Annotated in this window: 18 protein-coding genes and 1 pseudogene; 16 read left to right on the top strand and 3 right to left on the bottom strand. The window is 62.4% G+C overall.

Going from position 1 to position 23241, the window contains the following annotated elements:
- The first annotated feature begins 62 nt into the window (after positions 1-62).
- Positions 63-1253, top strand: a complete 1191-nt coding sequence (gene gltS, locus BFX80_RS05215; RefSeq protein ID WP_077374665.1) for a sodium/glutamate symporter — start codon at positions 63-65, stop codon at positions 1251-1253.
- 144 nt (positions 1254-1397) lie between these two features.
- Here the strand turns inward: gltS and BFX80_RS05220 are convergent.
- Positions 1398-2893 (bottom strand): annotated as a pseudogene (locus tag BFX80_RS05220) (SLC13 family permease).
- A gap of 526 nt (positions 2894-3419) precedes the next feature.
- On the opposite strand from BFX80_RS05220, the gene galE reads away from it, so the two are divergent.
- The 15 genes from galE to ihfA all read left to right on the top strand — a co-directional run bounded on the left by galE (position 3420) and on the right by ihfA (position 20658).
- A complete protein-coding gene (gene galE, locus BFX80_RS05225) occupies positions 3420-4439 on the top strand; it encodes a UDP-glucose 4-epimerase GalE (RefSeq protein ID WP_084208121.1) in 1020 nt (339 codons plus the stop codon).
- Between the two features lie 167 nt (positions 4440-4606).
- Positions 4607-5437 carry a 3'(2'),5'-bisphosphate nucleotidase CysQ gene (cysQ, locus tag BFX80_RS05230; RefSeq protein ID WP_084208122.1) on the top strand — a complete coding sequence of 277 codons (831 nt, stop codon included), beginning with the start codon at positions 4607-4609 and terminating at the stop codon, positions 5435-5437.
- Between the two features lie 25 nt (positions 5438-5462).
- On the top strand, positions 5463-7358 hold the full coding sequence (locus BFX80_RS05235) for a phosphoethanolamine transferase (protein ID WP_084208123.1): 1896 nt from the start codon (positions 5463-5465) through the stop codon (positions 7356-7358).
- 1 nt (position 7359) lies between these two features.
- Positions 7360-8712, top strand: coding sequence for a UDP-glucose dehydrogenase family protein (locus BFX80_RS05240; RefSeq protein ID WP_084208124.1), 1353 nt, complete (start codon positions 7360-7362; stop codon positions 8710-8712).
- Positions 8709-9851: a glycosyltransferase family 4 protein gene (locus BFX80_RS05245; RefSeq protein WP_084208125.1), complete on the top strand. Its 1143-nt coding sequence runs from the start codon at positions 8709-8711 to the stop codon at positions 9849-9851. Before BFX80_RS05240 ends, BFX80_RS05245 begins: the two co-directional genes overlap by 4 nt.
- A 155-nt stretch (positions 9852-10006) precedes the next feature.
- Positions 10007-10519, top strand: coding sequence for a DUF2489 domain-containing protein (locus BFX80_RS05250; RefSeq protein WP_077374644.1), 513 nt, complete (start codon positions 10007-10009; stop codon positions 10517-10519).
- Positions 10520-10630: 111 nt separating this feature from the next.
- A complete protein-coding gene (locus tag BFX80_RS05255; protein ID WP_084208126.1) occupies positions 10631-11785 on the top strand; it encodes an amidohydrolase in 1155 nt (384 codons plus the stop codon).
- 278 nt (positions 11786-12063) lie between these two features.
- A complete protein-coding gene (locus tag BFX80_RS05260) occupies positions 12064-12939 on the top strand; it encodes an OmpA family protein (RefSeq protein ID WP_065392602.1) in 876 nt (291 codons plus the stop codon).
- A 344-nt stretch (positions 12940-13283) separates the two neighbouring features.
- The gene (thrS, locus tag BFX80_RS05265; RefSeq protein WP_084208127.1) at positions 13284-15182 is read left to right on the top strand and encodes a threonine--tRNA ligase; all 1899 of its coding nucleotides are present in this window, start codon (positions 13284-13286) and stop codon (positions 15180-15182) included.
- A 118-nt stretch (positions 15183-15300) separates the two neighbouring features.
- Positions 15301-15756 carry a translation initiation factor IF-3 gene (infC, locus tag BFX80_RS05270; protein WP_449240086.1) on the top strand — a complete coding sequence of 152 codons (456 nt, stop codon included), beginning with the start codon at positions 15301-15303 and terminating at the stop codon, positions 15754-15756.
- Between the two features lie 100 nt (positions 15757-15856).
- Entirely contained in the window at positions 15857-16051 is a 195-nt protein-coding gene (gene rpmI / locus BFX80_RS05275) for a 50S ribosomal protein L35 (protein ID WP_043335648.1), read from the top strand.
- A 45-nt stretch (positions 16052-16096) separates the two neighbouring features.
- Positions 16097-16450 (top strand): 50S ribosomal protein L20, encoded by a 354-nt coding sequence (gene rplT, locus BFX80_RS05280; RefSeq protein ID WP_043335644.1) that lies wholly within the window; start codon positions 16097-16099, stop codon positions 16448-16450.
- Positions 16451-16808: 358 nt separating this feature from the next.
- Positions 16809-17828, top strand: coding sequence for a phenylalanine--tRNA ligase subunit alpha (pheS, locus tag BFX80_RS05285; protein WP_084208128.1), 1020 nt, complete (start codon positions 16809-16811; stop codon positions 17826-17828).
- A 56-nt stretch (positions 17829-17884) separates the two neighbouring features.
- Complete coding sequence (pheT, locus tag BFX80_RS05290; protein ID WP_084208129.1) at positions 17885-20269, top strand: phenylalanine--tRNA ligase subunit beta; 2385 nt, start codon at positions 17885-17887, stop codon at positions 20267-20269.
- 26 nt (positions 20270-20295) lie between these two features.
- Complete coding sequence (gene ihfA, locus BFX80_RS05295; RefSeq protein WP_103751403.1) at positions 20296-20658, top strand: integration host factor subunit alpha; 363 nt, start codon at positions 20296-20298, stop codon at positions 20656-20658.
- A 138-nt stretch (positions 20659-20796) separates the two neighbouring features.
- On the opposite strand, the gene BFX80_RS05300 is transcribed toward ihfA, so the two are convergent.
- Together BFX80_RS05300 and BFX80_RS05305 are read right to left on the bottom strand one after the other, a co-directional pair.
- Positions 20797-22191 carry a TrkH family potassium uptake protein gene (locus BFX80_RS05300; RefSeq protein WP_084208130.1) on the bottom strand — a complete coding sequence of 465 codons (1395 nt, stop codon included), beginning with the start codon at positions 22189-22191 and terminating at the stop codon, positions 20797-20799.
- A complete protein-coding gene (locus tag BFX80_RS05305) occupies positions 22188-22841 on the bottom strand; it encodes a potassium channel family protein (RefSeq protein ID WP_084208131.1) in 654 nt (217 codons plus the stop codon). Before BFX80_RS05305 ends, BFX80_RS05300 begins: the two co-directional genes overlap by 4 nt.
- Positions 22842-23241: the final 400 nt, after the last annotated feature.

Here is a 23241-nt window from a genome sequence, read left to right on the forward strand (position 1 = left end):
GCCGGTGCACCTCTCGTTCAGGAGGTCCGCTAGAACAACCCACAACTACTCATCGGTATCGCATGATTCAACTTGATGCTATCACTACCCTGCTGCTGGCGGCGCTTGTCCTCGTCGTCGGTCATCTGATTGTCGAGCGCGTACGCGTGCTGCGCGAGTTCAACATCCCCGAACCTGTGGTCGGCGGTCTCATCGCCACCCTCATCGTCACCGGCCTGCGTGGCTTGGGCTACGAGTTTCAGTTCTTCGCCGGTCTCCAGACCCCCTTCATGTTGCTGTTCTTCGGCTCGGTCGGCCTGTCGGCGGACGTCCGCATGATTCGCGCCGGCGGCAGCAAGCTGATCCTGTTCCTCGTGCTGGTCATCGGCCTGCTCATCCTGCAGAACCTGCTGGGTGTCGGTGTTGCCAGCCTGTTTGGCCTCGACCCGGTACTGGGGCTGCTCGGCGGTTCCATCACCATGTCCGGTGGTCACGGTACAGGGGCTGCCTGGGCCAACGTCTTCGCCGATGAATATGGCATCAATGGCGCGATGGAAGTCGCGATGGCCTGTGCCACCTTCGGCTTGGTGTTCGGGTCGCTGATCGGTGGGCCGACGGCACGTTTCCTGATCAATCGCATGAAGCGTGAAGGACAGGACATCAATGCCCAGGTCAGCGATTCCGAGTATGACGAGACGGAAGTCCAGCACCCGCTGAATACCGCCAATGCTCTGAAAACGCTCTTCATGTTGCTGCTCGGGGTCGTCAGCGGTCAGCAGCTGCAGGCACTCACGGCGGATACGGCCTTCTCGCTGCCGACCTTCGTGTGGGTGCTGTTCAGCTGTATCGTCATCGGCAACGTGGTGCGCGCCTTCGGCGACAAGCATCTCAATACCCATGCCGTGGATGTGCTGGGCAACATCAGTCTGTCAATCTTCCTGGCACTGGCACTGATGACGCTCAAGCTCTGGGATCTGGCCAATCTGGCACTGCCGATTCTGGCCATCCTGCTGGCACAGGTCGCGCTGGTGTTCCTCTACACCACCCAGGTCACCTTCCGCCTGATGGGCAAGAACTACGACGCTGCGGTGCTGGTCGCGGGTAACTGTGGTTTCGGCATGGGCGCCACGCCGACGGCGATCGCCAACATGCAGGCGGTCACGCAGCACCACGGGCCGTCACGTCTGGCCTTCATCATCGTGCCGGTGGTGGGTGGCTTCCTGATCGATATCGCCAACTCGCTGATCATCAAGGGCTTCCTCGGCTTCTTCTGAACATGACAGCAGGTGTCATGATGAGATGTCGCAGAATCTGCCTGGCATGAACGACAACGCCGGACTCCATGGGAGTCCGGCGTTGTCGTTTCGGGGGATCCCCCTTGCGGCGCGAGTGATGGGTCACGTCACGCTGTCAGGGAATCAGCTCCACAGTGCCACGATCAGGCCATAGGCCAGCAGCGTGACCACCACGGTGCCTGCCAGGTTCAGGAAGAAGCCGGCGCGCATCATGGTCTGGATCTTGAGGTGCCCGGTGGCGAACACGATGGCATTGGGTGGCGTGGCCACCGGCATCATGAAGGCGCAGCTGGCCGCGATGGCCGCCGGCACGGTGATCAGCAGCGGGTCGATGTCCAGCGACAGCGCAAGCGCGCCCAGCAGGGGCAGGAAGGCGGCGGCCGTCGCGGTATTGGATGTGACCTCGGTCAGGAAGATGATCACCAGTACCACGATGCCCACGAGCCCGATGAGCGGCAGCACGCTGAACATCGACAGCTGTCCGGCGATCCACTCCGCCAGACCCGAGCTCTTGATGACGCCCGCCAGTGCCAGTCCCCCCCGAACAGCAGCAATACGCCCCAGGGCAGGTCACGCGCGTCTTCCCACACCAGCAGGCGACGACCGCGTGAGGTGCCGGAGGGAATCGCGAACAGTCCGACGCCGATGGCCATGGCGATGCCGGTATCCGACAGCCACTCAAGGCCGCTCTGATTGATCAGCGGGCGGAACATCCACAGCAGGGCGGCTACCAGGAAGGCGATGCCGACACGCTTCTCGGCGCTGCTCATGACACCCAGTGCCTTGAGCTCACGCTTTATCATCTCGCCACTGTCCGAAGTCTCGGATGCGAAGGAGAAGGGCGTGCGCGTCAACCACCACCAGGTGATGGTGCACATCGCGATGGCCACCGGCAGGCCGACGACCATCCACTGGGCGAAGCCGATCTCGATGCCCTGGTCACTGGACAGGTAACCCGCCAGCAGGGCATTCGGCGGCGTACCGATCAGTGTCGCGATACCGCCAAGGCTGGCGGAGTAGGCGATGGCCAGCAGCAGGGCGGCGGCGTAGCGCTTCAGCTCCGGGTCGTCGCTGTCGCGCTCATCCCGGCCACTGGACATCAGGCTGACCACTGACATGCCGATGGGCAGCATCATGATGCTGGTCGCGGTATTGGATACCCACATGCTGATGAAGCCGGTGGCGATCATGAAACCGGCGATCTGACGGCGGGGCGAATGGCCGGCAAGCTTCAGCGTATGCAGGGCCACGCGGCGATGCAGGTCCCAGCGCTGCATGGCGATCCCGAGCAGGAAGCCGCCGAGGAACAGATAGATGGTCGGATTGGCATAGGCTGCCGTGGTGCTTTTGATGTCGTCGATGCCAAGTGCGGGCACCAGCACGATGGGCAACAGCGACGTCACCGGTATCGGCAATGCTTCGGTGGCCCACCAGGTCGCCATCAACAGCGCCAGGCCCACGCAGAGCCAGGCGGTGTCCGGCATGTCGCCCGGGGCAGGGGTCAGCCAGGTCAGCAGCAGCAGGAGCGGACCGAGTATCAGACCGATACGCGCCGCAAGTGGCGCTTGCGGCGGCGTGGAGGATTGATCAACGACGTGATCGGTAGGTTGCTCAGGCATGTCGACTCCAGAGAAGCCCGCTGGCGACAGGCTTCCTCATCATGTTGGTCATCGTGTTGTTGGTATGGGTCATGGTAGGTGATGGCACGTTGTCGTGTTGGCGTTGTTCACTGCACGGCATGCATTCGTTCCTGAACGGGAGATCATGCACGTCGTGTCATGCTGCCTGCGTCGGTCGATCGCCGCCGAGAGTCGGTCAGGTGGGGCTTTCGGGCCGGCAGGCGGCGCCATTGTCTCAGCATTGCGCCACGGCTCAATAGCCTTCATTGCCTGTTTCGAAACTCCCGTGGGTGAAACCTTGACGCCGCGCAAGCGCGACGCTCGATCCGAGGCGCTCAGGTCGCGTGCGAGGCCTTGCGTGACGCCATCCTGCACGGGTCAGGTTGCTGTCTGGCGACAGACGCTGTCGTTGGCTGTGGACTTGTGAGCGCAAGGGCTGGAAGGTAGGGTTAGCAGCCATGAACGGGGCCGGCGCAGGTCAACTGCGCGGCCCACTGTCGCGTTACTTTCACAAGGAAGATGATGGATGATTCTGGTCACGGGTGGTGCAGGCTACATCGGGTCTCATACGGTATTGGCGCTCATGGAGGCCGGCCATCAGGTGCTGGTGCTGGACAACCTGTCCAATGCCAGCGAAGCCTCCCTCGCGCGTGTGGCGACGCTTGCCGGACGCGAAGTGCCGTTCGTCGAAGGGGATATCCGCAACGGCGCGCTGCTCGACAGCCTGTTCGAGCGTCATGATATCGAGGCCGTGGTCCACTTCGCCGGGCTCAAGGCGGTGGGCGAGAGCGTCGCCAAGCCGCTGGCCTACTACGACAACAACGTCAATGGCACCCTGGTGCTGTGTGATGCCATGGCGCGGGCCGGCGTCAAGCGTATCGTGTTCTCTTCCTCCGCCACCGTGTATGGCGATCCGGCGTCCACGCCGATCCGTGAAGACTTCCCGACGTCCGCGACCAACCCCTACGGCCGCTCCAAGCTGATGGTCGAGGAAGTGCTGCGTGACCTGTCCGTGGCGGATGACAGCTGGCGCATCGCGCTGCTGCGCTATTTCAATCCGGTGGGTGCCCACGAGTCCGGTACCATCGGTGAGGACCCCAACGGCATCCCCAACAACCTGGTGCCCTATATCAGCCAGGTGGCGGTGGGTCGCCTTGAAGAGCTGGCAGTGTTCGGTGATGACTATCCGACGCCGGATGGCACCGGGGTGCGTGACTACATCCACGTCGTCGACCTGGCCGATGGCCACCTCAAGGCGCTGGACTATCTGGCCGGTGATGCGCGTGATGGTGTCCACACCTACAACCTGGGTACCGGCACTGGCTATAGTGTGCTGGACATGGTCAAGGCCTTCGAGAAGGCCAGCGGTCGCCCGGTGCCTTATCGCATCGCGCCGCGGCGTTCCGGTGATATCGCCGAATGCTGGGCGGAGCCGGACAAGGCCTTCAAGGAATTGAAGTGGAAGGCGGAGCTGGGGCTGGATCGCATGATGGCTGACAGCTGGCGTTGGCAGTCACGCAACCCCAATGGCTATCGCAGCAACTGAAGCAGGCATAGCAGCACCGATTGAGATGGGCGTGCGAGTGAGCTCGCACCCCATCATCAATGGCTTCCTGGAAGCGGCCGTGGGCAGAATCCGCGGCCGCTTTTGCGTATGATGGCCCCGAGCTGAAAGCCGCGTGCTGACTCCCTTGAATTATCTGCGAGACTTCCATGAATCAGTCTGATGTCACCCCTGATCTTGAACTTCTGACGGCCATCGAGACGCTCTGCCGTGATGCGGGGCAGGCGATACTCGCCGTTGCGCAGGGCGGCGATCTCGAGACACGCGCCAAGGCCGATGACAGTCCGGTGACGGCCGCGGATCTTGCGGCACACCGTGTGCTGGTGGAGGGGCTGGCCCGCCTGACGCCGCAGATTCCGGTGCTCTCCGAGGAAAGCGACAAGGCGGATATCGTGGCGCGCCGTGACTGGCAGACCTTCTGGCTGGTGGACCCGCTGGATGGCACCCGCGAGTTCGTCAACGGCAGTGGCGAATACACCGTCAATGTCGCCTTGATCCAGGGGACGCGCAGCGTGCTGGGCGTGGTGGATGCGCCGGTGCTCAGGGCGACCTGGAGCGGGCTTGATGGCGTGGGCGCGTTTCGCGAGGACGCCAATGGACGAACGGCCATTCGCGTCAGCCCGGAGCCCGAGGTGTTGAGAGTCGTGGCCAGCAAGTCGCATCTCGATGCGCAGACGGCGGCGCTGATCGAGCGTCTGACGCCGGTCGAGACCGTCAGCTGCGGCAGTTCGCTGAAATTCTGTCGTATCGCGGAAGGCGACGCGGATCTCTACCCGCGCTATGCCCCGACCTGCGAGTGGGACACCGCCGCGGCGCAGGCCGTGCTGGAAGCGGCGGGCGGGTGTGTCTTCGATGCGCAGAGCCTGACCGATGGTCAGCCGGATGTCCTGCGTTACAACGCGCGTGACACCCTCAGAAATCCTTTCTTCATTGCCTGTGGCCAGTCTGACGGCCGCTGGCGCCAGGTGCTGGAGTGCTGACGCTTGCGCCTGAGCGAGATGACTCATGATGCGTGAAACCCATGACAATGAGCGGCCCGGGGCCGGTGGTGGCGAAGGCATGCTGCGCCGCGCGGGGCGTGCTCTCTTTGCCAGACGCACCGATGGCGGTGTCGCCGGTGGGCTGATCAGCGCCGTGCTGCTGTCATCGCTGGCCAGTCTGGTGCCATTGATCTACCACGGGCTGCTCGAGGGCGGTCTGATCCTGGTCGGTAACCTGCTGCTGTGGCCGTGTCTGCTGGCGGCAGCCCATCGCCCACGCTGGCGCTGGCCGGCACTTGGCCTGATGGCCGCATTGGGCGTCAATCTCTCGGCCAGTGTGGTCAGCGCCGTCTATTACGATTCGCGCTATGGCCTGGCCTTCGCGCTGAGTTCGCTGGATACCAGTCGCAGCGAGTCGATGGCGATGCTGTTCAAGTTCCCGCTGGCACTCATCGTGCCGCTGGGGTTCTTCCTGCTGGCCCTGTCACTGGCCAATCGCCATGGGGCGGGGTTGGCTCGTGCCCGGCTGGGGGGGCGCAGCGGAATCGCCTTCGTGCTCTGGATGCTGATGCTGCTGGCTGGTAGCTGGCAGTGGGGGCGTGCCAGCGTGCCGCTGGCCATCACCACGCTGTCGGTATCGCCGGGCTGGAACCTGGCCACCACCTCACATGCCTGGTGGGAAAAGGAGCGTTTCAAGGCATTGATGGCGGATGACTACGATTTCGGCAAGGTCACGCTCAGCCCTGATGTGCCGGATGATGCGGTCTTCGTGCTGGTGATCGGTGAGTCCCAGCGGCGTGATCAGCTGTCGCTCTACGGGTATTCGCGCCCGACCACGCCCAATCTCGACGCCCGTCGTGATCAGCTGGTGGTCTTTGATCAGGCTATCGCGCCGGCGCCGCAGACGGTGCTGGCGGTGCCGATGCTTTCCAGTCTGATGGACCCGCGCACCTTCTCGCCGCGCTATCTGGATGCCAACCTGATTTCATTGGCCAATCAGGCCGGCATGCATACGGAGTGGCTGTCACGTCAGGGGCTCGATATCACCTCCGAGCGCACCTGGATCACCGCCATCGCCCAGCGTGCCGACGTCGCCAGAACCATCATGACGGAGTACGACGACGGACTGCTGGATGCACTCGATGAGGCACTGGCGCGCAAGGTCAAAGGGCCGCGACTGATCGTACTGCATCTGTACGGCAGCCATCCGCCGGCCAGCCTGCAGTACCCCGACTCGCTGCGTTACTTCCTGACACCGGACAGTACCTCGCCGCTGACCGATGCCTATGACGACAGTATCCGCTTCACGGACCAGGTGCTGGAGGGCGTCTTCCAACGTCTCGAGGGTCGCCATGCCGGCGTGCTCTACCTTTCCGATCATGGTCTTGAGCATGATCCGCTCAGCGATGCTTACGTGCATGGCGGTGATCGCCCCAGCCAGGCGCCTTATCGCATTCCCCTGTGGCTGTGGCAGGCGGGGCGTGGTCCCAATCCCGAGCGTGAGATGGTGCATCTGCGCGAGCATGCCCGTCAGCCGTTCGCCAGTTTTGATCTTCCCTATCTGGCCAGTGACTGGATGGGAATCCACTTCTCGGGGGACAAGCCATGTCTGTCACCCTGGTCGGCCTGCTATCAGCCGCGCGAGCGCCATCCAGTGCTGGATCAACTGGGGCGTCTGAACTTCTTCGAGGATCTGCCGTCGGACTTTCTTGCCCGGCCGCTGGCCCCCGGTGCCGAAGAACTGGAAGAGGCCGTGGAGGCCACGACGCGTCTGCTGGAAAGTCCGGATGGCTTGCTCGACAGCGCTTCGGATGGCGCGTCATCCGCTCGTGCACAATCTTCTGGCGTGACGGCGAGGGAAACCTCCGCGCCGATCACCCTGTCACCCCCTTCACTACCCTCAGAGACACCCAAGGACTGACATGAAAATCACTGTCTTCGGAACAGGTTACGTAGGTCTGGTCACCGGCACCTGTCTAGCGGATGTTGGCCATGACGTGATCTGCATGGACGTGGACGCCGCCAAGATCGAGCGCCTCAAGCAGGGTGAGATCCCCATCTTCGAGCCGGGGCTCGAGAGCATGGTGACGCGCAACGTGGAGGCGGGACGTCTCAACTTCACCACCGACGCCCGCGAGGCCGTCGCGCACGGCGTGCTGCAGTTCATTGCCGTGGGCACGCCGCCGGATGAAGACGGCAGTGCCGATCTCAAGTACGTGCTGGCCGTGGCGGGCACCATCGGTGAGCACATGGATGACTACAAGGTCATCATCGACAAGTCCACCGTGCCGGTGGGCACTGCGGATCGCGTGCATGCCCGCGTGGCAGAGGTGCTCAAGCACCGCGGCGTGAGTGTTGCGTTCGATGTCTGCTCCAACCCGGAATTCCTCAAGGAGGGCGCGGCGCTGGAGGACTTCACGCGCGGTGCCCGCATCGTGGTCGGCACCGATTCCGAGGCGGTGCGCGAGCGCATGCGCGAATGCTATGCCCCCTACAATCGCAACCATGAAAAGCTGATGTTCATGGATGTGCGCGCCGCCGAGCTGACCAAGTACGCCGCCAACGCGATGCTGGCCACCAAGATCAGCTTCATGAACGAGATCTCCAACCTGGCCGAGCGCCTGGGCGCGGATATCGAGGAAGTGCGTCGCGGGATCGGCAGTGATCCGCGCATCGGTTACCACTTCATCTACCCGGGCTGTGGCTACGGTGGCTCCTGCTTCCCGAAGGATGTCCAGGCGCTGGCGCGTACCGCCAGTCAGGTAGGCTATGAGGCCGAGCTGCTCACCGCGGTGGAATCCGTCAACAAGCGCCAGAAGGTCACGCTGTTCGAGAAGCTGTCACGTGCCTTCGATGGGGATCTCGCCGGCAAGACGATTGCCGTCTGGGGGCTGGCCTTCAAGCCGAACACCGATGACATGCGCGACGCGCCGAGCCGCACGCTGATGGAAGCGCTATGGGCGGCGGGTGCCAAGGTGCAGGCCTATGACCCGGAAGCGATGAAGGAATGCCGTCGTATCTACGGTGAGCGCGATGACCTGGTGCTGGTGGCGGATCGCATCCAGGCGGTCAAGGGCGCGGATGCGCTGGCGGTGTGCACCGAATGGAAGGAATTCCGCACGCTGGATGCCGGCTGGCTCAAGACCCAGCTGGCCTTCCCAGTGGTGGTGGATGGCCGCAACCTCTTCGAGCCGTCCGCCATGAAGTCTGCCGGCCTGATGTATTACGCGGTCGGCCGTGGCGATTCCATGCATCAAGCCCCGGAGGCCTCGTGAGCGCGGGTCTCGCGAGGTCAGAAAAGCTGGCCGCGATTGCCATTCGTCAGGTCGAGAAGAGCACCGGTGCCAGTCGCAACGCCTTCGAGCAGGCGGACGCCCTGACCGCGCTGGGGTATCGCGTGGTGATTCTCGCCGAACGTGGCAAGCCTGAGCTGGCGCGGGAGCATGGCGCGGAGCTGGTGCGTCTGTGGCGCTGGCCGTTCAAGGGGGCCTATCGGCGCTTCTGGTTCAATCGTCGGGTTCAGGCATGGGCCCGTCGCCACACGCCGGACCTGCTGGTCAGCCATGGGGATTGCGAGAGCCTGGATACCGTCTATCTGCACAACTGCGTGCATCTGGCGTCACAGTGCATCCATGGCCGTGATCTGCCTGAGAATCATGAAGTGGCCGCGATCCATGATCACGTGCTCAACGGTGGCAAGTTCCGTCAGGTGGCGGTCAATTCGCGCATGATGGGCGATGATCTCGTCGAGCGCTACGCGATCTCGCCGGACAAGATCGAGATCAGCTACCCGGGCTATGACCCGGTGCAGTTCACGCCCGAGCGTGCACGTGCCGGCCGTGAAGCCCAGCGTGAGGCGCTTGGCGTCAGTGGGGAAGAGCAGTTGATCGGGCTGGTGACCTCAGGGAACTTCACCAAGCGCAATGTGGCCGGATTCGTCGCCATGGCCGCGCTGATGGAGCAGGCCAGCCCCGGACGCTATCGCTTTCTGGTGGTGGGCAAGGATGATGCCGCGCCCTACCAGCAGCAGGCACAGGTGGCCGGTGTGGCTGAGCGCATGATCTGGCGTTCGACCATCGCCGAGGTCGAAACGCTCTATGGCGCGCTGGACCTGTTCGTTCTGCCGGCACATATCGAGGAATTCGGACGTGTCGCGCTGGAAGCCATGGCCTGTGGTACCCCGGTATTGCTCAACGCGCGTGTCGGCTCGGCCGAGTTGCTCGACGATCACCCCTCGCTGGTGATGGCCGCGCAATCCAGCCCGATGCAGTGGGCCGAGCGCTGTACCCATCTGCTGGAGAGCGACTCCGATGCGCTGAGCAGAACCCTGGCCGCACTTGCCACGGGCTACTCCCATCAGGCCCAGAACCTCAAGCTCAAGGCCAGTTTCGAGACATTGATGGCGGGGCGCTGAGCGAATTACCTGCTGATCAGAAAGCCCTGTATCCCGCTGGATACGGGGCTTTTTTTCTGTCAGGCATCGCGCGGGGGCCCCTGGGGCATCGCGCCGCCTTGGGTGTCCCGTCCGCAGTCCCTATACTCGTCACTTGATTTCGGCAGGAGAATCGCATGTCCCTGAGTACCAGCATCATTCTGATCGTCATTGCACTCATCATCATCGCCGGTCTGACGGCCTATGCGCTCAAGTTGCGCCGTGAGGTGAGGAAGCGCGAGGCGTTGCGTGCAGAGGAGTTGACGCGTGCACGCGCCAATTGCCTGGAGAGTCTTGAAGCGATTGCCCGTGCCATGCAGGCCGGCCAGGTGGACCTCGTGGAAGGGGGGCTGCGCTGCAAGGTGTTGATCGAGATACTGGATACCTCGCTGGCAGAGGATGACGTCCTGGGGGCCTTTGGCACCCTGCACGGGCGAGTGTCCCACCTGCATACCCACTCGGCACGAAAGGCACTGAGCCCGCGTGAGCGGCTGGCAGAGGACAAGGAGCGCATCGCCGTCGAGGAAGAGATGGCCAAGCCTCTTCAGCAGGCAGCGCAATGCGTGCTGGAAAGCATGCCGGTGTGGTATCGCGAGTACCTGGGACGTGAACGGCCCGTGGCACCGACGGATCTGGGTCAGGCGCTATAGCGGCATCGGGTGCTGCGCACGGGCGGGGAGAGCATTTGCTTCGGACCCGCGGGTCACGAGCCGCAGGGCATCGTGTGAATTCGGGTGGTATCAGGCCATTGAGAGGCTGGCATGAACAATACGCTCCCGCTGCTGGGAACTGAACTGATCGAGCTGCGTCATGCGCTGCATCGGGCACCGGAGCTGTCCGGGCAGGAGGAAGCTACCTCGGCCCTGATCGCCGGCTGGATGGAAGAGGCAGGCGCCGAGGTGGTCACGGGATTGGGGGGGCATGGTCTGGCGGCCATCTTCCGCGGCGCCGCGCCCGGCCCGCGGGTCATGTTGCGCTGTGAGCTCGATGCGTTGCCCATCGATGAGGTGCCACGGGGAGACTGGTCATCCTGTCACCAGCATGTCGGCCATCTCTGTGGTCACGATGGGCACATGACGTGGCTGCTGGGAGTGGCGCAGCGCCTGGCCAGGCGCCCGGTAGCCAGGGGCGAGGTGGTATTGCTGTTCCAGCCCGCCGAGGAGACGGGAGAGGGTGCGCGTGCGGTGGTACGCACCAAGGCCTTCGAGACCATCAAGCCGGATTTCCTCTATGCCTGCCACAATCTGCCGGGGCGGCCGCTGGGAGAGGTCAGCGTCCGTGATGACGCCTTCACCTGTGCCTCGCGGGGCATGATCGTGCGGCTTTCCGGACTGTGCGCCCACGCAGCCCATCCCGAGAATGGGCGCAGTCCCGCCATGGCCATGTGTCGCATCATGCAGGGACTCTCTCGTCTGCCGCTGCAGTTCGCGGACGAGACGGGGCTTGCCATGGTCACTCTGGTGCACGCGCGGCTGGGGGAGGTCGCCTTCGGCACCGCGCCGGGGGATGCCGAGGTGATGGCGACCCTGCGCACGGAAAGCAACGACATGATGAAGGCCCTCGCCGAGGCGGCGGTCTCATTGGCCCGCAGTGAGGCGGAAGAGGACCATCTCGGCATCGAGGTGGACTGGTGCGATGCCTTTGAGGCGACCTGGAATTCAGCTGAGGCGAACGCGGTGATTCGTCGCGTGGCGGCGCAGGTGGGGCAGCCCTGTCATGAGCTGGATCAGGCACATCGCTGGTCGGAAGATTTCGGAGTGCTGGGGCGAGAATGCCATGCCGCCATGTTCACGCTGGGGGCCGGTGAAGCGCTCCCGGGACTCCATCATCCCCGCTATGATTTCCCGGATGACCTGATCATGCCGGGTGTCGCGCTCTTCGAGGGACTGGTGCGTCACCACCTGAACGGTGCATGAATCGTGACTTTTACAGCGTCTCTTAAATGATACAGGTAGTGTCAAAGTTTTTCGACGTTGCAAAAAACACTGTTTTCCTTCAACGTATGCATGAGGATCGGTACCGTTTTCAAGGGAAACAGACCCGATCAGAGCTGGAAGGACGCACTCAGATGTGCTTTCTTCTAAAGGGATGAGGTATATAAAATTCCTTTCACCGTAACGAGTTCGGCTCTTATACTCGGAGCCGCTGCGTAACACCCCGTTACAAATAGCGCTGTGTAAAGAAGGAGTCTTACATGAAAAGATCTACGACTGGCCTGGTTCTGGGGTCTGCATTGGTTGTTGGCCTGTCTGGCTGTGCAAGCTCTGCTTCCCAGTCCTCATCCGCTGAGAAGCCGTGGTACAGCCAGCCGTTCGTCTGCGGTCTGGCCGGTGGCCTGATCGGTGGGGGGATTGGTTACGGCGTCTCTGGCGACAGCGACGAAGACACCGGCGCTTCTCTGGGTGCCGTGGGCGGCGCGACTGCCGGTGCACTGCTGTGTGCTGACGACGCTCCGAAGTCCATGGACGACGACGGCGATGGCGTGCCGAACGATCGTGACGAATGCCCGGGTACTCCGGCAGGCGTCGCAGTCGATGCGAAAGGCTGCCCGCTGGACACCGACGGTGACGGCGTTGCTGACTACAAGGACCAGTGCCCGGGTACCCCGGCCGGCGTCACTGTTGACGCGAAAGGCTGCCCGCTGGATTCCGATGGTGACGGCGTGCCGGACTACCAGGACCAGTGCCCGAACACTCCGGCAGGTGCCAAGGTCAACGCCCTGGGCTGTGTCGCTGACCTCGTGCTGCGCGACGTGAACTTCGAGTTCGACTCCGCCAAGCTGACCTCCGGCGCTGAGCAAGTGCTGAACGGTGTGGCTGCCAAGCTGGTGTCCAACGAGAACGTTCGTGTCCGTATCGAAGGTCACACTGATTCCGTGGGTTCTGACTCCTACAACAAGCAGCTCTCCCAGAAGCGTGCTGACTCCGTCAAGGCGTATCTGGCCTCTGAAGGTGTCGGTTCCAACCGCATGGAAACCATGGGTTACGGTGAAGAGCAGCCGGTTGCCAGCAACGACACCGCTGCAGGTCGTGCTGAAAACCGTCGCGTCGAGCTTGCTGAAGTCAAGTAAGCCCATCGCGGTAAGCTGAATCAGACGGGGCGCCTTCGGGCGCCCCGTCTGCGTTTCCCCTTCATGATCATGTACCTGCTCATGAGTGTGTCTTTACGCTATTTGAGTGGGCTGCTAAGGTCTTGTCTCGATCATGGGCCATCGGTCCGTGCGTCCGTGATGTGTGGCCGGCGCGTCAGCGCTCTGCGCCATCACGGCAGCTTCCCCTGGCATCGTAGGCCGGGGACGGCAACCGTTCCGTCCATGATCCGTACCACCCCATCGAGCCGACGCCCCGGGCGCTCGGCTAAATTCGCTTCACGTGACCCTTGGTAAGGGCCACCACTGAATGCAAGGATTCCTTCATGCCTATCGTTACCCTGCCTGACGGCAGCCAGCGTACCTTCGATACTCCGATTTCCGTGATGCAGCTGGCCGAATCCATCGGTCCCGGCCTTGCCAAGGCGTGTGTCGCCGGCAAGATCAACGGCGTCGAAGTCGATGCCGCCGACATGATCACCGAAGATGCTGACGTCGCCATTCTCACGGCCCGTGATGCCGAAGGCCTGGACGTGATCCGTCACTCCTGCGCCCACTTGATTGGTCATGCCGTCAAGCAGCTCTATCCGGATGCCAAGATGGCCATCGGTCCGGTCATCGATGACGGTTTCTATTACGACATCGATTTCGGTCGCTCCGTGACGCCGGAAGACCTCGAGTCCATCGAGAAGCGCATGAAGCAGCTGATCGACAGCGAGTACGACGTGGTCCGCGAGTACGTCTCGCGTGACGAGGCCATGGCCGCTTTCGAGAAGCGTGAAGAGCCGTACAAGCAGGAAATCATCGAAGGCATCGGTGAGGGCGATACCATCCGCCTGTATCACCATGAAGAATACACCGACATGTGCCGTGGCCCGCACGTGCCGAACACGCGTCACCTGAAGCACTTCCAGCTGCTCAAGCTGGCAGGTGCCTACTGGCGTGGTGATTCCACCAAGCCGATGCTGACGCGTATCTATGGCACCGCCTGGCCGGACAAGAAGCAGCTCAAGGCCTACCTCAAGCGTCTCGAGGAAGCCGAGAAGCGCGACCACCGCAAGCTGGCCAAGAAGCTGGATCTCTTCCACATGCAGGAAGAGGCACCGGGCATGGTGTTCTGGCACCCGAATGGCTGGACCATGTATCAGGTGCTCGAGCAGTACATGCGCCGCATCCAGCGAGCCAACGGCTATCAGGAGATCAAGACGCCTCAGGTCGTCGATCTTTCGCTCTGGAAGAAGTCCGGGCACTGGGGTCATTACAACGAGCTGATGTTCACCACCGAGTCCGAGAAGCGTGAGTACGCTGTCAAGCCGATGAACTGCCCGTGCCACGTCCAGGTCTTCAATCAGGGGCTCAAGAGCTACCGCGACCTGCCGCTGCGTCTGGCCGAGTTCGGCTCCTGTCATCGCAACGAGCCTTCAGGCTCTCTGCACGGCCTGATGCGTGTGCGTGGTTTCACTCAGGACGATGCTCACATCTTCTGTACCGATGATCAGGTGCAGTCCGAGGCGGAAGACTTCATCCGACTGACGCTGGAAGTCTATCGTCAGTTCGGCTTCGAGGATGTCGAGCTCAAGCTCTCGACACGCCCCGAGTCGTTCATCGGTGAGCCGGAAGCCTGGGACAAGGCCGAGGCTGGCCTGCAGGCGGCACTGGATGCGACCGGCCTGCCGTGGGAGCTTCAGCCGGGCGAAGGCGCCTTCTATGGACCAAAGATTGAATTCTCCCTGCGAGATTGCCTGAATCGTGTCTGGCAATGTGGTACGCTACAGCTCGACTTCAATCTGCCTGAGCGTCTCAGTGCCCAGTTCGTCGATGAAAGCGGTGAGCGTCGCACTCCGGTCATGTTGCACCGTGCGATTCTCGGCTCCTTCGAGCGCTTCCTCGGCATACTGATCGAGCACCACGCTGGCGCGATGCCTTTCTGGCTCGCCCCGGAGCAGATTGTCGTGATGAACATCACGGATTCCCAGGCAGAATATGCCAAGGATCTGGTCTCTCGCCTCGAGAAACATGACATCCGTGTCAAAGCAGACTTGAGGAACGAGAAGATCGGCTTTAAAATCCGTGAGCATACTCTGCAGAAGGTTCCTTACCTCATCGTCGTCGGCGACAAGGAAGTGGAAGCTGATGCAGTAGCTGTCAGAACCCGTTCCGGTGAAGACCTCGGCACCATGAAAGTTTCAGAATTCATGGAACGCCTGAAGGAAGAACAGGTCTGACAGTAACGAATTTCAGCCAAACGGAGACGCAACGATCAAGCGGAATAATCAGCGCGGACGCCCCCAGGAAAAGCGGGCTCCCATCAATGACCGTATTCGTGCGGACGAAGTCCGCCTCATCGACGCAGATGGAGAGCAGGTCGGCGTAGTGCCGACGAAGGAAGCGCTCACCAAGGCCGAAGAGGCAGGGCTCGACCTCGTCCAGATTTCCAATGCCGATCCCATCGTCTGCAAGATCATGGATTACGGCAAGTTTCTTTTCGATGAGAAGAAACAGAAGAATCTTCAGAAGAAGAAGCAGAAGCAAATCCAGGTCAAGGAAGTCAAATTCCGTCCTGGTACCGATGAAGGCGATTATCAGGTCAAGCTGCGTAACCTGACTCGCTTCATCGAAGGCGGAGACAAGGGCAAGGTTACCTTGCGCTTCCGTGGTCGTGAAATGGCGCATCAGGACATCGGCCGCAAGCTGATGGAACGTATCGCCGGCGACCTCGGTGAACTCGTGACCGTCGAGTCCTTCCCGAAGATGGAAGGCCGTCAGATGATCATGATTCTCGCGCCGAAAAAGAAGTGATCCACAGGCAGTAGAACGGACACATCAGGGTCACGCTTGCGGGCGTGGCTCTTTTTGTCGGCCTTGGATTTTCTCAAGAAACCGAGCGGAGTTAATACTCATGCCGAAGATCAAGACTAACCGCGGCGCTGCCAAGCGCTTCAAGAAGACTGCCAACGGCTTCAAGCACAAGCAGTCCTTCCGTAGCCACATCCTGACCAAGAAGTCGACCAAGCGTAAGCGTCAGCTGCGTGGCATGAAGCAGGTTCACGCTGCAGACAAGGCGCTGATCCAGCGCATGCTGCCGAACCTGTAAGCCGTCCTTACCTCGGTCCAACTTTCTTAATATCAGGAGTACGCTATGTCCCGCGTCAAGCGTGGCGTCGTCGCACGTCGCCGTCACAAGAAGATCATGAAGCAGGCCAAGGGTTACTACGGAGCGCGTTCACGCGTCTTCCGCGTAGCCAAGCAGGCTGTCATCAAGGCCGGCCAGTACGCTTACCGTGACCGTCGTGTCCGCAAGCGTCAGTTCCGTGCCCTGTGGATCGCGCGTATCAACGCTGCGGCCCGCATCAATGGCATGTCTTACAGCCGCTTCATCGCTGGCCTGAAGAAGGCCAATATCGAGATCGACCGCAAGGTCCTCGCCGATATCGCGGTTCACGAAAAAGCTGCCTTTGCTGCCATCGTCGAGAAGGCCAAGGCTGCTCAGTAAGTGACCGGATCAGATGTCGCCCGGCACCGGCCAGCCACGCGAGTGGTGAGTCGAGGCGCGACTGTCGAATGCTTGCATTGGACAGCTCAGGTGGCATCGAGATGACGTGTTACGTCACAGGGGAAGAGCAGCCGCTCTTCCCCTGTTTTTGTTTGGTGTCTCCCTCGGATTTCGGGAGAGGCGCCAGCGCGAACATGAATGAGACTGGCCGCGGATCGGGCCGGACTCTGGCAAGGGCGCGACCGTCTGTGTGACTCACCGCGGACGGAGCGTTCTCCCTGCCGATCTTCGGGTCGGCGCGACTTCCATTGACGTGGGCTCTACCACGTCGATGACTCAAGCGATCGGAGCTGAACGGATGGAACATCTTTCCACCCTGGTGGACGAAGCACGCACCGCGATCCAGGCGGCCGGAGACGTCCAGACCCTCGATGAGGTGCGGGTACGCTTTCTGGGCAAGAAGGGCGAGATCACCGCGCTGCTCAAGGGGTTGGGCAAACTGTCCCCCGAAGAGCGTCCCAAGGCCGGTGAGACCATCAACGAAGCCAAGCAGCTGCTGAACGGCGAGCTGGAAGCGCGTCGTACCGCGCTGGAAACGGCAGCGCTCAATGCACGACTGGCTGCTGAACGCGTCGACGTCACCTTGCCGGGACGCGGCGAGCCAGTGGGTGGCCTGCACCCGGTGACGCGCACGCTTGAGCGCATCGAGAGCTTCTTCGCGCACATCGGCTACGGGGTTGCCGAAGGCCCGGAGATCGAAGATGACCACCACAACTTCGAAGCGCTGAACATCCCGTCGCATCACCCGGCGCGTGCGATGCACGATACGTTCTACTTCGACGCCACGCGTCTGCTGCGTACGCATACCTCGCCGGTGCAGGTGCGCAGCATGAAGGCCAGTGAGCCGCCGCTGCGCATCGTCTGCCCAGGGCGTGTCTATCGCTGCGACTCTGACCTGACCCATACCCCGATGTTCCATCAGGTCGAGGGTCTGCTGGTAGATGAGAACGTCAGCTTCGCTGACCTCAAGGGCACCGTCGAAGAGTTCCTGCATGCCTTCTTCGAGCGCGATGATCTGGAAGTCCGTTTCCGTCCGTCCTACTTCCCGTTCACCGAGCCGTCCGCCGAAGTCGACATCCAGTGCGTGATGTGTGCCGGTGACGGCTGTCGTGTCTGCTCCCACACCGGCTGGCTCGAGGTGATGGGCTGCGGCATGGTGCATCCGGAAGTCTTCCGTCACTCCGGTATCGATAGCGAACGCTTCCGCGGCTTCGCCTTCGGCATGGGCGTGGAGCGTCTGGCGATGCTGCGTTATGGCGTCAATGACCTGCGGTTGTTCTTCGAGAACGACCTGCGTTTCCTTCGCCAGTTCAGCTAGGCACTCATTCACGTATCGCGCCGTGAGGGCGTGAACATACGGAACAGGACAGCAAGATGAAATTTTCCGAACAGTGGCTGCGTGAGTGGGTGTCGCCGGAACTGAACACCCAGCAGCTGGCCGATCAGGTCACCATGGCCGGTCTGGAAGTCGATGGTATCGAGCCCGTCGCCGGTGAGTTCACCGGTGTTGTCGTGGCCGAGGTCAAGGACAAGCAACCGCATCCGGAGGCTGATCGCCTCAACGTCTGTCAGGTGGATGATGGCAGTGGTGAGCTGGTGCAGGTCGTGTGTGGCGCGCCGAATGTCGCCGCCGGTCAGAAGGTGCTCTTCGCCCAAGTCGGCGCGAAGCTTCCGGGTGACTTCAAGATTCGCAAGGCCAAGCTGCGCGGTGTCGAATCCCGCGGCATGATCTGCGGTGCCTCCGAGCTGGGGCTGGAGGCGGAAGCCTCCGACGGCATCATGGTGCTGGCCGCGGATGCGCCGGTGGGCCGTGATGCCCGTGACTTCCTGAACCTCGACGACAGCGCCATCGAGGTCGATCTGACTCCGAACCGCGGTGACTGCCTGAGCGTCAAGGGCCTGGCACGCGAAGTCGGTGTGCTCAATCGTCTTGCCGTCACGGCACCGAGCATCGAGCCGGTCGCGGCCCAGATCGACGACACCTTCCCGGTCACCGTCAGTGCGCCGCAGGCCTGCCCGCGCTATCTGGGGCGTGTGGTGCGCGACGTCAATGTCGCCGCGACCACCCCGCTATGGCTCGAGGAGCGTCTGCGCCGCAGTGGTATCCGCAGCATCGACCCCGTCGTCGACGTCACCAACTACGTGCTGCTGGAGCTCGGTCAGCCGATGCACGCCTTCGATCTGGCGCGCCTGAACGGTGGCATCGAGGTGCGCATGGCGGCCGCTGAAGAGCCGCTGACGCTGCTCGACGGTCAGGAAGTCGCGCTACGTGACGACACCCTGGTCATCGCCGACGAGAAGGGCCCGCTGGCCATCGCTGGCGTGATGGGCGGCGAAGGCAGTGGCGTGAACGGCGAGACGCGCGACATCTTCTTCGAGTCGGCCTTCTTCGCGCCGTTGAGCGTGGCTGGCAAGGCGCGCAGCTATGGCCTGCACACCGACAGCTCGCATCGTTTCGAGCGGGGTGTGGACGCGCAGCTGCAGCGTGATGCCATCGAGCGGGCGACGGCTCTGCTGCTCGAGATCACCGGCGGCAAGCCGGGCCCGATCATCGAGGTCGCAAGCGACGCAGCGCTGCCCAAGGCCGCCGTCGTCAGCCTGAGCGGCGCCAGTGTCGAGCGCACGCTGGGCATGGCATTGCCGGATGCCGAGATCGTCGAGATCCTCGAGCGTCTGGGCATGCAGGTCGTGGCCGATGGCGAGAGCCAGTGGCAGGTGACGGTGCCGAGCTGGCGTTTCGATGTCAGCATCGAGGCTGACCTGATCGAGGAGCTGGCGCGCATCCACGGCTACAACAATCTGCCGGTCAGCCGCCCGAACGCGCGCCTGGCACCGGCCGTGGCCAATGAGACCACCCAGCCGCTGACCAGCCTGCGTCGTCAGCTGGTGGCGCGGGGCTATCAGGAAGCGATCAGCTACAGCTTCGTGGCGCCTGAGCTGCAGAAGACGCTGGACCCGCACGGAGTGGCGCCGGCACTGGCCAACCCGATTTCCAGCGACATGGCCGTGATGCGCAGCTCGCTGCTGCCGGGGCTGGTCAAGGCACTGAGTCACAACCTCAATCGTCAGCAGTCGCGCGTGCGCCTGTTCGAGACCGGGCTTGTGTTCCGTGGTGAGCTGGACTCCCTCGAGCAGACACCGATGATCGGTGGCCTGATCACCGGCGCACGTCTGCCGGAAGGCTGGAATGGCGGTCGTGACAAGGTCGACTTCTTCGATCTCAAGGGCGATGTCGAGGCACTGCTGGCACTGGGCGGCAACCTGGATGCCTGGCGTTTCGAGGCTGCCGAGCATCCGGCGCTTCATCCGGGTCAGTCCGCTCAGCTGTTCTTCAACGGCGAGCCGGCAGGCTGGATGGGGGCTTTGCACCCGGCAGCGCGTGCCGAACTCGGCCTGAAGGTCGAGGTGTTCGTGTTCGAGATCACGCTGGCCGCTGCCTGTGCGGGCCGTCTGCCGCACTTTGCACCGCTCTCCAAGTATCCGGAAGTGCGTCGTGACCTGGCCTTCGTGGTCGAAGAGGGCGTGCACGTGCAGTCGCTGCTCGACGCCATCCGCTCGCAAGCCGGGGAATGGCTGACGGATCTGCGCCTGTTTGACGTCTATCAGGGCCAGGGGGTAGCCGATGGTCACAAGTCGCTCGCTCTGGGCTTGACCTGGCAGCATCCTTCGCGCACGCTGAATGATGAGGAAATCAATCAGTTAGTCGATGCGATCGTCGCCGATGGCCACACACGTTTCGGGGCGGCGCTGAGAGCATGAGTCGCCACTTGAACGAGGGAGCGGACATGGGAGCGTTGACCAAGGCGGAACTCGCCGAGCATCTCCATGCAGAGCTTGGCATGTCCAAGCGCGAAGCCAAGTCGATGGTCGAAGTCTTCTTCGATGAGATTCGTGGCTGCCTGCGTGAGAACGAACAGGTGAAGCTGTCCGGTTTCGGCAACTTCGATCTGCGTGACAAACGCGAGCGTCCGGGGCGCAATCCCAAGACAGGCGAGGAGATTCCGATCTCCGCGCGTCGCGTGGTGACCTTCCGTCCTGGCCAGAAACTCAAGGCTCGGGTGGATGAGTACGATGGCGAAGGCCATACCCATCAGCGCCTTGAGGAGCATGACGACCACGATGATCATCATGATGACGATGATCACTGAGGTCGCTGGTCGAAGCCGTTGCCGTTGAGCCATTGACAGCTTCGCCGCTCCTGTCGTTCGAGTGAAAAGCCCCGATGCCCTGCATCGGGGCTTTCGTCGTTCAGGGGGAGAGAAAGTGCGTCAGGCAAGTCGTGCTGCCTAGCCGATGGAGAGTTCGGTGCGTGCATAGCTGACGCCGGGACGGCTGCGGGTCGCCAGCAGGTAACCCAGTGCCAGCGGGCCGGTGCGTCCCAGCAACATGGTGATGATGATCAACCACTGTCCGGGAGCGGAAAGCTCCGGCGTCACCCCCAGGCTCAGTCCCACGGTGCCGAACGCCGAGACCGTCTCGAAGGCCAACGACCGGAAGTCGTGGTCGGGGTCGGTGATGGTCAGCCCGAACAGCATGCTGAAGATCAACAGCATGCCGGCCAAGGCCACGGCGATGGCCTTGAAGACAGTCTCGTCTCCGATACGGCGGCCATGCAGGGTCGGTGAGTGTCTCTGGCGCAGGAAGGCGCGAGTGGTCAGCAGCAGCACCACGAAGGTGGTGATCTTGATGCCACTGGCCGTCGAGCCACTCCCGCCACCGATGAACATCATCGCCATGGTCCAGAGGGTCGAGGCCTGTGTCATCGCGGAGGTATCGAACATGCTGAAGCCGGCGGTACGGGGCGTCACTGCCATGAAGGCTGCTGAGATGAAGCGTTCGCCATGATCACGCATGCCTGCCAGGGTATCGGGGTTGCCCCATTCAAGCGCCAGTATCACCACCAGGCTCAACAGGTTGAGTGCGATGGTGGCTTCCAGCACCAGGCGTGTCTGTACGGAGAAGCGTGAGGGGTGCAGCAGCACGCGCCACCCATGCTCACGCCTGCGCTCGCGCAGTTCGCCGATCACGGCAAAGCCGATGCCACCCGTCATGAAGAGCAGGCTGATGACGCTTGCGACCAGCGGGTTGCGGGATTCGCGCAACAGGCTGTCCGGCCACAGGGTGAAGCCGGCATTGTTGAAGGCCGAGACCGAGTGGAAGAGGCTCAGCCACATGCCGCGTCCCCAACCATGGCGTGGCATCCATTCGAGCGCCAGCAGCAGAGCGCCGCCCAGTTCAAGTGTCACCGCAAAGGCGGTGATGACCCTGAGCAGTCGGCCGATCTCGCGTGAGCTGCTGCGGTTGAGCGCTTCACGCAGCAGGCTGGTCTGATGCATCGGCAGTCGTTGCCCCAGCATCACCAGTGACAGGGCGGCGATGGTCATGAAACCGAGGCCGCCCAGCTGGATCAATACTAGCACGACGGCCTGCCCGGCGAAGGTGAACTCGCTGAGCGGGGTGACGGAAAGCCCGGTGACGGTCACCGCCGAGGTGGCGGTAAACAGTGCCGACAGCCAGCTGAGGCCCTCCTGATGCATGCCTGGCAGTTTCAGCAGGCAGGCCCCCAGCATGCTGAGTCCCAGAAAGCCGCCCAGCAGGATCTCCGGAGGCGACAGGTGGATGATGGGGCCACGTGGGCCACGGGTCAGGGGGCGAAGATAGCGTCGGTAGCGCTGCCTCACAGATGGGCCCCCAGCTTGCGCAGTGCGCTCAGTTCGCCGATCAGTACCAGATGATCGCCAGCGGACAGCCGCGTACTGCCGGAAGGCTTGCGATCGAGTGTCGCGCCCTTGCGCAAGGCGATCACGCTGATGTCCTCATCGATGGGGAGCTGATCGAGCTGTTGGCAGTCATCGCACAGACGCTCGCTGACCTCCAGCTCGACCACGAACTGGTGATCGCCCAGGTGGATGAAGTCGACCATGGCGTGATAGGCGAGGCTTTCCGCCACCCGCACGCCCAGGTCGTACTCCGGGTGCACGATGTGGTCCACGCCCAGACGGCTGAGCAGCTTGTGATGCGCATCCGAGGTCGCCTTGACCCACAGTTCCCTGGCACCGAGTTCCTTGGCCAGCAGCGCGCAGATCAGGCTCTGCTCCATCGAGTCGGCCAGATCGATCAACACGGCGTCGAACTGTTCGAGGCCAAGCTCACGCAGGGCATGCTCATCGGTCGGGTCGGCAATGACGGCCTGATTGAGCAGGTCCGCCATGGCATTGAGACGTTTCTCATCGAGATCCACGCCGAGCACTTCATGGTCGTGGCGCCTGAGCTCCCGCGCGACGGTACTGCCGAAATACCCCAGTCCGATCACCGCGAATTGACGATGCATGACGACTCCTTGTCTGCGCTGCTTGAGAGGGCGAGATACCTGTCAGCTCAGCGAATTCCGAGGCTCTGCCGCTAGCGCTTTCAGGTGCGCTCATGGATGAGCTTACTCCAGTGACTCGTCGATGTCGGCTTCCGCACTGATCCTCGCCCGGCATGGACTTCCCTTGCCAAGCGCCTGCTCTGATAGTCGTTTCAAATGTTACCAATTAGCAGTGGCTGATGTAGAGTGAATGGCGTCGCTTGGTAATGGCGCTATCGCAGACGTTTTGCGAGGTGCGTGTGGGGATTTTCCACAGGAATCGCGGACGAACATCCTTCTTATCAGTAAAATGGTCTGCGTGAGCACCCGAGACGGCAAGGCGTTGCGTCGATCACCACTGGCTCACAACAATAACTCGTAA

Source organism: Cobetia marina, assembly GCF_001720485.1.
Taxonomy (GTDB): Bacteria; Pseudomonadota; Gammaproteobacteria; order Pseudomonadales; family Halomonadaceae; genus Cobetia; species Cobetia marina.

Bases quoted from the DNA above. Each gene is read 5' to 3' on its own strand.
- BFX80_RS05235 (WP_084208123.1), top strand. From the start codon at position 5,463: ATGATGCGTGAAACCCATGACAATGAGCGGCCCGGGGCCGGTGGTGGC.
- gltS (WP_077374665.1), top strand. From the start codon at position 63: ATGATTCAACTTGATGCTATCACTACCCTGCTGCTGGCGGCGCTTGTC.
- ihfA (WP_103751403.1), top strand. From the start codon at position 20,296: ATGGGAGCGTTGACCAAGGCGGAACTCGCCGAGCATCTCCATGCAGAG.
- thrS (WP_084208127.1), top strand. From the start codon at position 13,284: ATGCCTATCGTTACCCTGCCTGACGGCAGCCAGCGTACCTTCGATACT.
- BFX80_RS05250 (WP_077374644.1), top strand. From the start codon at position 10,007: ATGTCCCTGAGTACCAGCATCATTCTGATCGTCATTGCACTCATCATC.
- BFX80_RS05240 (WP_084208124.1), top strand. From the start codon at position 7,360: ATGAAAATCACTGTCTTCGGAACAGGTTACGTAGGTCTGGTCACCGGC.
- pheS (WP_084208128.1), top strand. From the start codon at position 16,809: ATGGAACATCTTTCCACCCTGGTGGACGAAGCACGCACCGCGATCCAG.
- BFX80_RS05260 (WP_065392602.1), top strand. From the start codon at position 12,064: ATGAAAAGATCTACGACTGGCCTGGTTCTGGGGTCTGCATTGGTTGTT.
- BFX80_RS05305 (WP_084208131.1), bottom strand. From the start codon at position 22,841: ATGCATCGTCAATTCGCGGTGATCGGACTGGGGTATTTCGGCAGTACC.
- rplT (WP_043335644.1), top strand. From the start codon at position 16,097: ATGTCCCGCGTCAAGCGTGGCGTCGTCGCACGTCGCCGTCACAAGAAG.
- pheT (WP_084208129.1), top strand. From the start codon at position 17,885: ATGAAATTTTCCGAACAGTGGCTGCGTGAGTGGGTGTCGCCGGAACTG.
- galE (WP_084208121.1), top strand. From the start codon at position 3,420: ATGATTCTGGTCACGGGTGGTGCAGGCTACATCGGGTCTCATACGGTA.
- cysQ (WP_084208122.1), top strand. From the start codon at position 4,607: ATGAATCAGTCTGATGTCACCCCTGATCTTGAACTTCTGACGGCCATC.
- BFX80_RS05255 (WP_084208126.1), top strand. From the start codon at position 10,631: ATGAACAATACGCTCCCGCTGCTGGGAACTGAACTGATCGAGCTGCGT.
- rpmI (WP_043335648.1), top strand. From the start codon at position 15,857: ATGCCGAAGATCAAGACTAACCGCGGCGCTGCCAAGCGCTTCAAGAAG.